This window comes from Aquabacterium sp. A08, assembly GCF_011742065.1.
This window is the reverse complement of the sequence record NZ_JAAQQT010000565.1, coordinates 1-13,720: the sequence shown is the minus strand read 5'-3', so window position 1 is coordinate 13,720 and position 13,720 is coordinate 1. Positions and strand designations below refer to the sequence as shown.

The 13,720-nt window shown below is 71.5% G+C and carries 11 protein-coding genes; 5 read left to right on the top strand and 6 right to left on the bottom strand.

Features of this window, described 5'->3' with window-relative positions; all coding sequences use genetic code 11:
- Nucleotides 1-163 precede the first annotated feature (163 nt).
- Genes HA630_RS06325 through HA630_RS06310 form a run of 4 tightly spaced genes read right to left on the bottom strand, consistent with a single transcriptional unit; the run spans nt 164 to nt 4,943 of the window.
- Complete coding sequence (locus tag HA630_RS06325) at nt 164-1,414, bottom strand: M20/M25/M40 family metallo-hydrolase (RefSeq protein ID WP_166833387.1); 1,251 nt, start codon at nt 1,412-1,414, stop codon at nt 164-166.
- A gap of 49 nt (nt 1,415-1,463) precedes the next feature.
- The gene (uraD, locus tag HA630_RS06320; RefSeq protein WP_166833385.1) at nt 1,464-3,239 is read right to left on the bottom strand and encodes a 2-oxo-4-hydroxy-4-carboxy-5-ureidoimidazoline decarboxylase; all 1,776 of its coding nucleotides are present in this window, start codon (nt 3,237-3,239) and stop codon (nt 1,464-1,466) included.
- Nucleotides 3,240-3,286: 47 nt separating this feature from the next.
- Nucleotides 3,287-4,270: an allantoinase PuuE gene (puuE, locus tag HA630_RS06315; RefSeq protein WP_166833383.1), complete on the bottom strand. Its 984-nt coding sequence runs from the start codon at nt 4,268-4,270 to the stop codon at nt 3,287-3,289.
- A gap of 7 nt (nt 4,271-4,277) precedes the next feature.
- On the bottom strand, nt 4,278-4,943 hold the full coding sequence (locus HA630_RS06310; RefSeq protein WP_166833381.1) for a GntR family transcriptional regulator: 666 nt from the start codon (nt 4,941-4,943) through the stop codon (nt 4,278-4,280).
- 77 nt (nt 4,944-5,020) lie between these two features.
- Here HA630_RS06310 and uraH point away from each other — a divergent pair, with 77 nt between their 5' ends.
- On the top strand, nt 5,021-5,374 hold the full coding sequence (uraH, locus tag HA630_RS06305; protein WP_166833379.1) for a hydroxyisourate hydrolase: 354 nt from the start codon (nt 5,021-5,023) through the stop codon (nt 5,372-5,374).
- Nucleotides 5,375-5,384: 10 nt separating this feature from the next.
- Here the strand turns inward: uraH and HA630_RS06300 are convergent, their stop codons facing one another.
- Complete coding sequence (locus HA630_RS06300; RefSeq protein ID WP_371809214.1) at nt 5,385-5,927, bottom strand: hypothetical protein; 543 nt, start codon at nt 5,925-5,927, stop codon at nt 5,385-5,387.
- 64 nt (nt 5,928-5,991) lie between these two features.
- Here HA630_RS06300 and xdhC point away from each other — a divergent pair, with 64 nt between their 5' ends.
- Nucleotides 5,992-6,840, top strand: a complete 849-nt coding sequence (xdhC, locus tag HA630_RS06295) for a xanthine dehydrogenase accessory protein XdhC (RefSeq protein WP_166833375.1) — start codon at nt 5,992-5,994, stop codon at nt 6,838-6,840.
- A gap of 192 nt (nt 6,841-7,032) precedes the next feature.
- Nucleotides 7,033-8,229: a urate hydroxylase PuuD gene (locus tag HA630_RS06290; protein WP_166833373.1), complete on the top strand. Its 1,197-nt coding sequence runs from the start codon at nt 7,033-7,035 to the stop codon at nt 8,227-8,229.
- 9 nt (nt 8,230-8,238) lie between these two features.
- Here HA630_RS06290 and HA630_RS06285 read toward each other — a convergent pair whose 3' ends face one another.
- Nucleotides 8,239-9,945, bottom strand: coding sequence for a response regulator (locus tag HA630_RS06285; protein WP_166833371.1), 1,707 nt, complete (start codon nt 9,943-9,945; stop codon nt 8,239-8,241).
- Between the two features lie 283 nt (nt 9,946-10,228).
- On the opposite strand from HA630_RS06285, the gene HA630_RS06280 reads away from it, so the two are divergent.
- Nucleotides 10,229-11,440 carry an HD-GYP domain-containing protein gene (locus HA630_RS06280; protein ID WP_166833369.1) on the top strand — a complete coding sequence of 404 codons (1,212 nt, stop codon included), beginning with the start codon at nt 10,229-10,231 and terminating at the stop codon, nt 11,438-11,440.
- Between the two features lie 19 nt (nt 11,441-11,459).
- A partial coding sequence (locus HA630_RS06275; RefSeq protein WP_166833367.1) for a PAS domain S-box protein occupies nt 11,460-13,720 on the top strand: 2,261 nt, incomplete at its 3' end.

Genomic DNA, 13,720 nt, shown 5'->3' with positions numbered 1-13,720 from the left:
GTGATGATCCTGGGCACGGTGGTGCACGTGTCCGAGGTGTTCACCGGGCTGGTGGGCGTGGCCTTCATCGCCGCGTCGGTCTGGTCGTCGCTGCGGCACAACCAACGCGCCGACCACGCCGGCGCGGCCTGAGCGCCCAGCGCCGGGACGGCGGTCGGGGGGCTCAGGCCAGCAGGTCGTGCAGGGTGCGGGCCAGCACCTGCGTGGCGCCGAGCAGGTCGCTGAGTGCCACGTGTTCGTCGGCGCGCTTGGCGTTGGACTCGCGCACGGTGCGCGGGCCGGCGCCGTAGATCACGCCCGGGATGCCGCGTTCGGCGTAGAGGCGCACGTCGGTGTACAGCGGCGTGCCCACGGCGGGGATGGCTTCGCCGAACACCGCTGCGCCGTGCTTTTGGATGGCTGCCACCAGCGGCCGGTTGCCGGGCAGCGGCTTCATGGCCTGGGCCAGCAGCAGGCGGCGCACGTCCACTTGCAAGGCACGGCCACCGCGTGGCGGGGCAAAGGTGGCAGCAGCCTGGGCGATGGTGGCGCGCAGGTCGGCTTCGACCTGGGCCGCGTCCTCCTCGGGGATCATGCGGCGGTCGAGCTTGAACACGACCTGGCCGGGGACCACGTTGGTGTGGGTGCCGCCTTCGATACGCCCGATGTTCAGGTAGGGGTGGGTGATGCCTTCGACCGATGAGGTGGTGGCCAGGTAGTCCCGGTTGAGCCGGTACAGCACGTTCAGGATGTGCACCGCTCCCTGCAGCGCGTCGGTGCCGGTGTCGGGGATGGCGGCGTGGGCCATGTCGCCCTGCACCGTCACCTCCAGCTGCAGGCAGCCGTTGTGGGCGGTGACGACCTGGTGGCTGAAGCCGGCGGCGATCAGCAGGTCGGGCCGCGTCAGGCCCTGTGCCAGCAGCCAGCCGGGGCCGAGTTCGCCGCCAAATTCCTCGTCGTAGGTGAAGTGCAGTTCGATGGCGCCGCGCGTGGGCCGGGCCACGGCTTCCAGTGCCCGGACGGCGTGGGTGTAGCTGGCGAAATCGCTCTTGCTGACGGCGGTGGCGCGGCCGTACATCTTGCCATCCACCACCTCGCCGCCGTAGGGGTCGTGGGTCCAGCCTTCGCCGGGCGGCACCACGTCGCCGTGCGCGTTGAGGGCGATGGTGGGGCCGCCGTCGCCGTAGCGCCGCCGCACGATCAGGTTGGTGATGCTTTGCAGGCCGGCGGCGTACACCATGCCGGCGGGCACGGGGTGGGCTTCCACCGCCCAGCCCCAGCCGCGCAGCAGTTCGGCGGTGCGTTCGGCGTGCGGGGCGTTGTTGCCGGGTGGGGTGTCGGTGGGCACGCGCACCAGTTGCTGCAAAAAGGCCACTTCCTCGTCTAAGTGGTCGGCCACCCATTGGTCCAGGGCGGTGTAGGGGGCGGTGGTCATGGCAAGGGGCGCTCAGGGTGAGGAGAAAACCGGGGCGTGGCGCGGCCGTTCAGGCGGCGGCCGTCTGTTGCAGCAGGTGCTGGAAGGCGCGCACCGCCAGCTCCATGTCGTCGCTGGTGGTGGATTCGAGCGGGTTGTGGCTGATGCCGCCGTTCTGTCCGCGCACGAACAGCATGGCCTGGGGCATCACGCTGTGCAGCTTCATCGCGTCGTGGCCGGCGCCGCTGGGCAGGCGCCACACCGGCAGGCCCAGGGCCTGCACCGCGCGTTCCCAGCGCACCTGCCAGGTCGGGTCGCTGGGGGCGGCGCTGGCGCGCATCGTCTCGGTCAGGGTGCAGCGCACGCCGCGCCGCTGGGCCATCGCTTCCAGCTCGGCGCGCACGTCGGCCAGCAGGGCGTCGCGCTGGGCGTTGCTGGGCGCGCGCAGGTCCAGGCTGAAGGTGCAGCGCCCTGGCACCACGTTGACCGAGCCTTGCGGCACCTGCAGCTGGCCCACGGTGCCCACCGAATCGCCGTCGCGGCGGGCGCGCTGCTCCACGTAGAGCATCAGCTCGGCCACGGCGCAGGCGGCGTCGGCGCGGCGGTCCATGGGCGTGGTGCCGGCGTGGCTGGCGGTGCCCCGTACCTCGCCCACCAGCCGCACGCTGCCGTTGATGGACGTGACCACGCCCAGCGGCAGGTTCAGGGCGTTGAGCACCGGGCCCTGTTCGATGTGCACCTCGACAAAGCCCAGGTAGTGCGCCGGGTCGCGCCGCAGCGCGCCGATCGCCTCCAGCGTGCCCGGCAGGCCGGCGGTGTGCATGGCCTGGCGCAGCGTCACGCCGTCGGCGTCGGTCTGGTCCAGCCAGGCGGGTTCGAACGCGCCCGCCAGCGCGCCCGAGCCCAGGAAGGTGGCGGGGTAGCGCTGGCCTTCTTCCTCGGAAAAAGCGACGATTTCCAGCCCGAAGGGCAGGCGCTGGCCGGCGCGGTGCAGTTCGCGCACGCAGGCCAGCGGCACGGCGATGCCCAGGCGGCCGTCGTACCGGCCGCCGTTGCGCACCGTGTCGTAGTGGCTGCCGGTGAGCAGCCAGCGGGCCTGGGCGTCGTGGCCGCAGTAGCGGCCCACCACGTTGCCCACGGCGTCGATGGCCACCTCGTCGCAGCCGGCGTCGCGCAGGCTCTGGGCGATCTCGGCGGCGCAGGCGCGGTGGGCCTCGGTCAGGTAGGTCACGGTCAGCTCGCCGCGTTCGGCGTCACCGGCTTCGCTGTGCCGGGCCAGGTGTTCGTGCCAGTCCCACACCCAGTGGCCCAGCGTGGGCTCGGCGCCGAACTTGTCGTTCAGCCGGATTTCGACGATGCGGTGGATGTGGCGCAGGCATTCGGCCAGCTCGAGGTCCGGGTGGCCGTGCAGCCGGCGTTCCAGGGCCGCGATGATCTGCGCCTTGTTCAGCCCGGTGCCGCGCGGGCCGCGCACCGCCAGGATGAAGGGCCAGCCGAACTTGGCGTTGTAGGCGGCGTTGAGTTGCTGGATCTTTGCAAACTCTTCCGGGGTGCACTGGGTGAGGCCGGCGGTGTTCTGCTCGTTGGTGGACTCGGCCGTGAGCGTCTGGGCCACCATGGCTTTGCCGGCCAGTTCGGGGTGGGCGCGGACCAGCTGCAGTTGCGCGTCGCGGCCGGCGGCGTCCAGCACCCGGACCATGGCCAGCTTGAGCGCCGCCAGGCTGGCGAACGGGCGCTGTGCCAGCGCCTGCTCCGCGATCCAGGGTGAGTGCTCGTACAGGCCGTCGAGCATCTGCGCGGCTTGGGCCAGCGGCGCCTGGTTGAGTTGTTCCAGCGTGTGGGGCATGCGGCGGCTTTCGGGCGGGGCGGTGAACGGCGTGGGTGGGCGCGGCTTCAGGCCGGGCAGGGATGGGTGGCGCGCCAGTGGCGGGCGATGTCGATGCGCCGGGTGACCCAGACGCCTTCGTGGCGCTGGATGTGGTCCAGAAACCGTTGCAGGGCCGTGATGCGGCCAGGGCGCCCCAGCAGCCGGCAGTGCATGCCGATGCTCATCATCTTCGGGCGGTCCAGTCCCCCCTTGTCGAGGTCGGGATCGCCTTCGGCGTAGAGCACGTCGAAGCTGTCCTTCAGGTACTGGAAGAACGGGTCGGCGTGCGAATAGCCCTGCGGCAGCGCGAAGCGCATGTCGTTGCAGTCCAGCGTGTAGGGCACGATGAGCTGGTGGGTGTCGCTGCCGTCGGACTTGCGCACCTTCATCCAGAACGGCAGGTCGTCGCCGTAGTAGTCGCTGTCGTAGTCGAAGTGACCGAAGTCGGCCACCAGGCGGCGGGTGTTCGGGCTGTCGCGGCCGGTGTACCAGCCGGCGCCGTGCAGGCGGCGCGGCCCGTCCAGCCGTTCGCCGGTCAGGTCGGCCACGATCTGCATGGCCTGCGCCAGGTGTTCGCGTTCCACTGCCTCGGGCAGGTTCTGGTAGTGGATCCACTTCAGGCCGTGGCAGGCGATCTCGTGGCCCAGCTCCAGAAACGCCGCCGTCACCTCGGGCGAGCGTTGCAGCGCGGTGGCCACGCCGAACACGGTGAGCGGCAGGCCGCGCCGCTCGAACTCGCGCAGCAGCCGCCACACCCCCTGGCGCGCGCCGTATTCGTAAATGCCTTCCATGCTGATGTGCCGCGCCGGGAAGGCGGCGGGGTTGAACATCTCGCTCAGAAAGGTTTCGCTGGCGGCGTCGCCGTGCAGCACGCAGTTTTCGCCGCCTTCTTCGTAGTTCAGCACGAACTGCACGGCGATGCGGGCGCCGCCGGGCCAGCGGGCGTGGGGTGGGTGGCGGCCGTGGCCGGCCAGGTCGCGGGGGTAGGGGGCGGTGCTGTCGTAAACCATGGCGGGGTCAGGACAGCGCCATGGCGATGTCGCTGGTGGGCAGTTTGCGGTCGAAGGTGAGGTTGGCCATGACGTTGTTCAGGTGCGTCTGCATCAGCTGCACCGCGCGCGCTTCGTCGCGGGCGGCCAGGGCCGCGACGATGGCCACGTGCTCGTCGTTGGAGTGCTCGGCGGCGTGGCTGCTCTGGTACATCAGGGTGATGAGGGCGCAGCGCGAGATCAGGTCGCGCAGCATCTCGGCCAGCACCTGGTTGCCCAGGAGTTCGGCCATGCGCACGTGGAAGTCGCCCAGCAGTTCGGTGCGGCCGGGCACGTCGTGGTTGTCCACCGCCCGGCGCTCGGCGGCCACGTGGGCCTGGAGGGCCTGGACCTGGGCCGGCGTCACCTGGCGCACGAAGCTGCGCGTCATCTCGGTTTCCAGCATGCGGCGCACCTCGAACACCTGCTGCGCTTCCTCCACTGACGGTGTGGCCACGAAGGCGCCCCGGGCCGGCTCCAGCCGGATCAGCCGGTGCTGCGACAGCTGGTTCAGCGCCTGGCGCACCAGCGTGCGCGAGACGCCGAAATGGTCGGCCAGCTTCTGTTCGGCCAGCTTGGCGCCGGGGTGCAGCCGGTGTTCGACGATGGCACGGGTCAGGGATTCGACGATCTGGTGGGTGCTGGACGATTCCATGGGGGCATGATATCCAGAAAAACCAAAAGTGTATACACTTTCAGTCGACCGAAACACCGCGACAGAAAGGAGGCCCCATGGGCCTGAGTACCCACGTACTGGACACCATGCACGGCTGCCCCGCCGCCGGCATGGCGGTGGCGCTCTACACCACCGGGGCCGGCCAAGCCACGCTGGTCCAGCACTTTGTGCTGAACGCCGACGGCCGCCACCCCGACGGCCTGCTGCTGGACCACACCGGCCTGCGCCCAGGCACCTACCGGCTGGTGTTCGAGGTGAACCGCTACTTTGCGGCGCGGGGCGTGGCCTTGCCCGAGCCGCCCTTCCTCGACCAGGTGAGCCTGGACTTCGGCGTGGCCGACCCGGCCCAGCACTACCACGTGCCGCTGCTGGTCAGCCCCTGGAGCTATTCCACCTACCGCGGCAGCTGAAGGGCCGGCGTCAGAGCTTGGAGCGCTGGCCTTCGGTCAGCGTGTCCAGCTGGAAGCGGCCGCTCTTGTCCCAGAGCCAGGTGTCGGTGTAGACCACCCCGCCCATGCGCCGTGGCGCGGGGAAGGGGGCCGCGGCCCGCACCGTGCGTTCGATTTCCGCCATGACCGCCGGCACGTGGCTGGGCGCGCGCATCCAGACAAAGCGCCGGATCTGGCCGTGGGCGTCCAGCTCCAGCTGCATCACGCCCACCGCCTGCAGCAGGGGGGGCATCTGCCCGGGGTAGATGCGGTGGCCGTTGAGGTGGTAGAGGTGGCGGGCGCCGTCGCGGCGGTAGTCGCGCGGGCTGGTGGCCTGGGACACTGGGCCTTGGAAGGCCGGTGGGGCCGGGGCCGGGACCACCGCCGGGGGCGGCGCCTGCACCGGCGGTGCGGGCGGCGGCGGGGTGGCGCAACCGGCCAGCAGGGCCAACGCCAGCGCGGCGGCGTGTGGCCAGCGGGCACCCGGGTGCACCGGCGGCGGTGCGGAGGGGGAGGGGCAAGGGGTCATAGGCATCGGCGTTGGGTCGGTATGTCGCGGCGCGTCTGGATTGTGCGCCAAGCCGGGCGATACTGCCAGCATGAACACAGCGCCGATCACGGGTGGTGACTTCTCTTGCGTTTTGACACGTTTGCACGCGGAACCCGCGGTGCTGGTGGTGGTTCGGCACACCGAGGGTTCGGTGCCGCGCGAGGCCGGGGCTTGGATGGCCGTGTTCGCGGGCGACACTGTGGGCACCATCGGCGGCGGCCAGCTGGAGTGGGCGGCCGAGGCCCGGGCCCGCGCCCTGTTGGCCCAGCCCGCGCCCATGCCCCCGCCGCAGCGCGTGCCTCTGGGCCCCAGCCTGGGCCAGTGCTGCGGTGGCGTGGTGCACCTGGAGTGGCAGGCCGTGACCGCCGCCGACGTGCCGGCCCTGCGCCGCCGCTGGCAGGCGGCCCTGACGCCGGTGGCCCTGTTCGGCGGTGGCCACGTGGGCCGGGCCCTGGTGCAGGCGCTCGCGCCCCTGCCGTTCGCGCTGCACTGGGTGGACAGCCGCGACGGCGTCTTCCCGCTCGAGTTGCCCGCCACGGTGCGCGCCGAGCACTCCGACCCGGTGCACCGCGCCGTGGCCGACCTGGCGCCCGGCAGCCAGGTGCTGGTGATGAGCTTCAGCCACGCCGAAGACCTGGACGTGGTGCACGCCTGCCTGGTGCGCCGCCGCGAGCGGCAGGACCTGCCCTTTGTGGGCCTGATCGGCAGCCGCACCAAGTGGGCCACCTTCCGCCGCCGCCTGAGCGAACGCGGCTGGGGCGCGGCCGAACTGGACGGCATCACCTGCCCCATCGGGCTGCCCGGCATCGCGGGCAAGGCGCCGGCGGTGATCGCCGCCAGCGTGGCGGCGCAGTTGCTGCTGGTGGGAGAGGCCCCGGCGGGCACGGGGGGTGCTTGACCCCGGCGCGGTGGCCTGGGTGTGGCGGTCGTCAAAACTGTATACACTTTGGCTGTCCTGGCCGCAGCGGCGCGGGTCTGGCGGTGGCCCCACCACCGGCGGGCCGGGCGCGGTCGAACGGGTTCACAGCGCCCGCGGTGGTGAATCCTTGCTTTGTGGGTGGCAAGTGCCGCAGGCCTTGCCACGGGTGCCATGGAAACCTATCTGCTCGACTGGGCCAACCTGCTGTTGCGCTGGCTGCACGTCATCGTCGCCATCGCCTGGATCGGCTCCTCGTTCTACTTCGTCTTTCTCGACAACAGCCTGACCCCGCCGCTGGACCCGGCGCTGCGGCGCGACGGTGTCAGCGGTGAACTGTGGGCGGTGCACGGCGGCGGCTTTTACCACCCGGTCAAGTTCAACCTGGCGCCGCCCAGGCTGCCCGAGCACCTGCACTGGTTCTACTGGGAAAGCTACGCCACCTGGCTCAGCGGCTTTGCGCTGTTCCTGGTGTCCTACCTGTGGAGCCCCAGCGTTTACCTGATCGACCCGCGGGTGATGGACTGGAGCCCGCCCGCGGCCATCGCCACCGCGCTGGGCTTGCTGGTGGCGTTCTGGCTGCTGTACGACGCGATTTGCCGCACGCTGGGCCAGACCCGGCACGGCGACGCCAAGGTGGGCCTGGCGGTGCTGGGGCTGGTGTGCCTGGCGTCTTACGCGGCCACCCACTGGTTCGCCGGCCGCGCCGCCTTCTTGCTGGTGGGGGCGATGCTGGCCACCGCCATGAGCGCCAACGTGTTCTTCTGGATCATTCCCGGGCAACGCAAGGTGGTGGCGGCCTTGAAGGCCGGTTTGCCGGTGGACCCGGTGCACGGCCAGCGCGGCAAGCAGCGCAGCGTGCACAACACCTACTTCACGCTGCCGGTGCTGTTCGCCATGCTCAGCAACCACTACAGCTTTGCCTACGCCCACCCGCAAAACGGGCTGGTGCTGATCGCGATGATGTGCGCGGGCGCGGCGATCCGCCAGTTCTTTGTGCTGCGCCACGGCCACAAGTTGGGCCGCCACGCCCACCCCTGGCCTTACGCGGTGGTGGGTGTGGCGCTGTTGCTGGGCTTGGTGGTCTGGCTGCGGCCGGCGCCCAGCGCGCCGCCGCCCGTGCCGGTGGCCGCCGGCGCGGCCGAGGTGCGCGCGGTGCTGGCGCAGCGCTGCGTGATGTGCCACGGCGCGGCCTCGGCGTCCAAAGGCGTGCGGCTCGACACCGACGCGGGCCTGCGCCAGCATGCCCAGGCGGTGCACCAGCAGGCGGTGGTGACGCGGCAGATGCCCATGAACAACGCCACCGGCATGACCGAGGCCGAGCGCGCTCTGCTGGCGCAGTGGTTCCGCCAGGGCGCGCCGCTGGAGTGAGGCTAGGGCTCAGGCCTCGTCGGCGGGGGGGCTGGCCGGGCGGTCCAGCGGCCCCAGGTTGACGCCGCCCGACGGGCGCAGCCGCCGGTCGCCCAGCGCCGGCTTGTTGCGGGCGGTGCCGTAATCGGTGCGCAGCGCCCCAATGCGCTGCTGCCAGGCGTCGGCCTGTGGCAGCTGTGCGCGGTAGCGCTGCAGCACCAACCAGGCGGACTCCACCGCGCGCGCGTTCAGGGTGGCCTGGGCGGTGCGCGCCAGGTCCTGGAGGGCCGGCTCCGGCTCGCCCTGGCTGGCGCGGCGCACCGCCCGTTCAATCAGTTGCACCATCTCGTCCTGGCTGGTGCGCAGCAGGTCGGCGTAGGCGGTGTGGGCGTGGGCGGCGTTGGCCAGCAGTTCGCCCATGGCCTTGCTGGTGGCGAAGCGCCGGCCCAGCTGTTCGACCACCGCCCTGTCATCGGGCAGCGCCAGGCCCCGGCGCTGCACCAGCGACAGCAGCGTCAGCAGGTTGCAGGCGGCCTCCATGTCGAAGTCCGGGGCGCCGGTCTGGCGGCACAGGCTGGCGGCCTGGTTGGCGGCTTTTTCGGTGTGGCCTTGCTGCAGGTGCGACAGCACCCCCACCGCGTCCACAAAGCGTTGCAGCCGCACGTCGTGCGGTTGCTGGCGCAGGCGCTTGCGCAGTTCGCCCAGGTGGCGCTCCACCTGGGCCGGCTGCGCGTGCTCGAACGCCGACAGCGCCAGCAGCACCAGGCCTTCGCTGTCGAACATCTTGGAGTCCAGCCCGAGGTAGGTGGAACGTTCGAGCAGCTCACGCGCCTTGTCGCGGTTGCCGCAGAAGTAGGCCAGCATGCCCAGCCGCTGCTGCCGGCCAATGGCCATGGGCGTGAGTTCGACCGCCTTTTCCAGGTTTTCCAGCGCCGCCTGGAAGTGGCCCAGCTCGGTCTGCACCCGGCCCAGCACGTCGTAGGCGTCGGGGTAGTCGGGCTCGGCTTCGATCAGCGCGGTCAGCGTCGCCTGCGCCTCGTGCGGCGCGCCGCCGTCGAGTTGGGCGCGGGCCACGCCCAGCAGCGCCCAGGGCCGGGGTTCGCTGTCCCACACCTGCTGGAACAGGGCGGCGGCTTCGCCGAAGCGTTCCAGCCGCAACAAAATTTCCGCGCCCAGGCGGGCCGCCTGCAACCACTGTGGGCCGCGCTGCTCAAAGCGCTGGCGGCACAGGGCCAGCGCGTCGTCCGGCCGGCCGGCTTCCAGGGCGCGGTAGATGTCGTAGAGCGCGGCCTTGCGCTGGCGCGCCTGTTCGATGCGGTCCACCAGACTGCCGGCGGAGTAGGGCCGCACGATGTAGCTGTCCACCGAGGACTCGGCCGCCTCGGCCACCTTCAGGTAGGTGGCCTCGGTGGTGAGCAGGATGAACACGGTGGCGTAGGGCAGCAGGCCGCTGCGGCGCAGGTCGTCCAGCAGTTCCTGGCCGCTGCCGCCTTCCTTGGGAAAGCTGTCGCCGCAGACCACCACGTCGAATTGGTGGCGTTCCAGTTCGCGCCGCGCTTCGGCGATGCGGCTGGCCTGGCTGACCGAGGTCAAGCCCATGGTGCGCAACTGGCCGGCCAGCGTCATGCGGGTGGTGGGGTTGCCGTCCACCACCAGGGCGGCGGCCTTGCGCAGGTCGCTGGACAGGCCGGGCGGGCCGGCGTGGGCGGGTCGGGTCGGGGTCGGGGCTGTGGCCACGGGGGTCCTTGGGGTCGGGGTGGGGCGGGCACGCCGCGCCGGCCCCACCGTGTGTTGCACACACTATATCGCCGCGGCCCGGGGGTGTGCGGGGCCTGTCCCACAGGCGACCGGGTTTCTTGCGGTGCATCAAAGAAAATGAAATTCAAATACGCTATATTGACAATAATAAAATTTCTCAAAAGATACTTGTGATTAATGGGGCGGTGTCATGTGCGCTTTGTCTGAGATCAACCCACTCCCCCGGGCCGCGCCGCGGCCCGGGGGGTGAAGGGGGGCGCCCATGGCCGAGGGCTACCTGCCCCTGTCGCTGACGGTGTTCCGCGTGGACCGGCCGGTGCCGGTGGACGTGTGGAGCGACCAGGGCCTGCTGCTGCTGGCCGAGGGGCACCGGGTGGCCTCGCCGGAGCAACTGCGGCGCCTGGTGGCGCACCGGCCCATGGTCAAGCAGAGCGACTACCAGGCCCTGCAGGCCCAGGGCCTGGCCGGTGCCCTGTTGCGACCCGGCGTCAGCGTGACGGCAGAGGCCCTGGCGGCGCCACCGGCGCGCGCCGCGGCCCGGGCCCGGGGCGACTGGGCCGAGCCCGCGCTGGCCTGGCCGCGCCTGCACACCCGCTTGGCTGCCTGCTGGCACGACCCCTTGCCCAAGGTGCCGGCCCCGCCGTTCGCCGAGCGCCTGCTGGAGCTGGCCGGGCACCTGACCGACCTGGCCGACGCGCACCCCGACGACAGCCTGTTCATGCTGCTGCAGATGCTGGCCGACCCGACCCTGGGTTACAGCGCCACGCACGCCTGGCTGGTGGCCCTGATCTGCCACCTGACCGCCGCCGAGGCCGGCGTGCCGGCGGCCGAACGCCAGACCCTGTGCGCCGCCGCCCTGACCATGAACGTGGGCATGTCGCGCCTGCACGACGCGCTGGCGCGGCAAAAGTCGGCCTTGAGCCCGGTGCAGCGCGCCGAGATTCTGGCCCACCCCCAGGCCGGCGCCCAGTGCCTGGCCGAGTGGGGCGTGGCCGACCCGCTGTGGTTGCGGCTGGTGCGTGAACACCACGAAAGCCCGGACGGTCAGGGCTACCCCAGCGGCCTGACCCGGCTGGGCACCGCCCAGCGCCTGTTGCACCTGGCCGACCTGTACGTGGCCCGCATCAGCCCGCGCGCCAACCGCAGCGGCCTGTCGCCCCTGAGCGCCGTACGCAACCTGTACCTGGAACACCCCGACGACCACCTGCTGCCCGAACTGCTGGCGCGCCACCTGGGCCTGTGCCCGCCGGGCAGCTACGTGCGCCTGCGCAACGGCGAAACCGCGGTGGTGGTGCGGCGCGGGCGGCGGGCCAACGAGCCGGTGGTGCTGGCCATCGTCAACGCCCAGGGCTGGCCGATCGCGGTGCCCGCCACCCGCGACACCCGCCAGCCGGCCCACGCGGTGCAAGCCAGCGTGCGGGCCGAAGAGGTCCGGGTCCGCCTGGACCCTGTCAAAATCCTGCAGCGCACATGACACAACAAGGGCCACGCACATGACCGGCATCCGATGGGACACCCACAGCGACACCTTGCACGTGGACCTGGGCGGCCGTGCCAGCGACCAGGCCGTCGAGGTGCGGCCCGGGGTCTGGTTGCACTACGACGCCGCCCAGCGCCTGGTGGGGGTGGAGGTGCGCGAGGCCGCGCGCCGCGTCAGCGCCGAGGCCCGGCCCCGCACCGCCGCCCCCGACGGTTTCAGCGACTCGCAGTTCCTGGCCTGCGACGCGCAGGAACTGGCCGCTTCGGTGGACAAGGCGCGCGACAGCGAGCGGCTGCTGCGCTCGGTGATCGACGAGACGCCGTACCCCATCCTACTCAAGGACGAGGACGCCAACTTCCTGCTGGCCAACCGCGCGCTGGCCCGGCTCTACAACACCACGCCCGAGCGCATGGTGGGGCGCGACGACAGCGCTTTTGGCGTGCCGCCCGAGATGGCCGCGGGCTTTCGCGCCAACTGCCTGGGCATCATGGCGCGCGGCGAGACCGAGGTGGTGCTGGAAGACAGCCGCGACGCGTCCACCGGCGAGATCCGCCACTACAAATCCATCAAGAAACCGATCCGCGACGCCGCCGGGCGGCCCCAGCTGCTGGTGATCGCGCAGGACATCACCGACATCGTGCGCAGCCAGGCCCAGGTGGCCGAGAGCGAGCGCCGGCTGCAGGAGGTGCTGCGCCTGACCGGCGAGGGCATCTGGGACTGGGACGTGCCCAGCGGCCGGGTGGTGCACAACGCCCAGTGGTACGCCATGCTGGGCCTGGCCGATGGCGCGGTGCCGGGCACGGTGGACGCCTTTGCCGAACTCATCTACCCCGACGACAAGCCGCTGGTGATGCAGCGGCTGCAGGCCCTGCTCGACGGCCGCACCGAGGTCTACCTGTCCGAACACCGGCTGCAGACGCCGGCCGGGGTGATCTGGGTCAAGGACCGCGGCGGCGTGGCCAGCCGCGACGCCCAGGGCCGGCCGCTGCGGGTGTTGGGCAGCATCGCCAACATCAGCGACCAGAAGCGCCAGGAGGCCCTGGTGGTGGAGCAGCGCCGCCGCCTGGACGAGGTGGTGGAGGCGACCAACATCGGCCTCTTCGAATGGCACGTGCCCACCGGGGCACAGACCGTGGACGAGCGCTGGGCCGCGCTGGTCGGCCAGACGCTGGAGGCGCTGGCCCCGGTCACGCTCGACACCTGGACCCGGCTGGTGCACCCGGACGACCTGGCCGCGTCCACCGCGCTGATGCAGCAGCACCTGGCCGGCGAGACCCCGCTGTTCGAGTGCGAGGTGCGCCTGCGCCATCGCGACGGGCACTGGGTCTGGGTGCTGGCGCGCGGCAAGGTGACGCAGCGCGACACCCAGGGCCGCCCGCTGGTGGTGTCGGGCACGCTCCAGGACATCACCCGCCGCCAGCTGGCCGAAGAACGGGTGCGCCAGAGCGAGGAGCTGCTGCGCTCGGCCATCGGTACCATCGACGAGGCGCTGGTCATCTTCGACCCCGACGACCGGCTGATCTACTGCAACGAGCGCTACCGCGACACCTACCCGCTGATCCGCGACCTCATCACTCCCGGCCAGACCTTTGAGACCATCGTGCGCACCTGGAAGGTCCGCGGCGGCGGTGAGCCGCCGCCCGAGGGCATCGACGCCTGGGTGGCGCGCCGGCTGCAGGCGCACCGCGAGGGCGGGTTGTTCGTGCAGCAGGTCGAAGGCGGGCGCTACATGCGGGTGCTGGAGCGGCGCACCCCGAACGGCTACACCGTGGGCTTTCGGGTGGACATCACCGACCTGATCGTGGCGCGCCAGCAGGCCGAGGCCGCCAACGTCGCCAAGAGCCGCTTCCTGGCCACCATGAGCCACGAGCTGCGCACCCCGATGAACGGCATCCTGGGCATGGCCCAGCTGCTGCTGCAACCGCAGCTGTCGGCGGCCGACCGCGAGGCCTTCACCCACACCATCCTCAGCTCCGGCCAGGCGCTGCTCGGGCTGCTCAACGACATCCTCGACCTGTCCAAGGTCGAGTCCGGCAAGATGGACCTGGAGCACCAGGCCTTTGCGCCGGCCACGCTGCTGGCCGACACCGCCGCCCTCTATGGCGAGGCGGCGCGGCTCAAGGGCCTGGACCTGAGCGCCCAGTGGAGCGGCCCGGCCGGGGCGCGTTACCTGGGCGACGCGGCGCGGCTGCGCCAGATGCTCAACAACCTGGTCAGCAACGCCCTGAAGTTCACGGCCCAGGGCCGGGTGCGCCTGGAGGCCCGGCCGCTGGG

Coding starts and splice junctions, on each gene's coding strand:
- HA630_RS06280 (WP_166833369.1), top strand. CDS start 10,229: ATGGCCGAGGGCTACCTGCCCCTGTCGCTGACGGTGTTCCGCGTGGAC.
- HA630_RS06310 (WP_166833381.1), bottom strand. CDS start 4,943: ATGGAATCGTCCAGCACCCACCAGATCGTCGAATCCCTGACCCGTGCC.
- puuE (WP_166833383.1), bottom strand. CDS start 4,270: ATGGTTTACGACAGCACCGCCCCCTACCCCCGCGACCTGGCCGGCCAC.
- uraD (WP_166833385.1), bottom strand. CDS start 3,239: ATGCCCCACACGCTGGAACAACTCAACCAGGCGCCGCTGGCCCAAGCC.
- HA630_RS06325 (WP_166833387.1), bottom strand. CDS start 1,414: ATGACCACCGCCCCCTACACCGCCCTGGACCAATGGGTGGCCGACCAC.
- HA630_RS06290 (WP_166833373.1), top strand. CDS start 7,033: ATGGAAACCTATCTGCTCGACTGGGCCAACCTGCTGTTGCGCTGGCTG.
- uraH (WP_166833379.1), top strand. CDS start 5,021: ATGGGCCTGAGTACCCACGTACTGGACACCATGCACGGCTGCCCCGCC.
- xdhC (WP_166833375.1), top strand. CDS start 5,992: ATGAACACAGCGCCGATCACGGGTGGTGACTTCTCTTGCGTTTTGACA.
- HA630_RS06300 (WP_371809214.1), bottom strand. CDS start 5,927: ATGCCTATGACCCCTTGCCCCTCCCCCTCCGCACCGCCGCCGGTGCAC.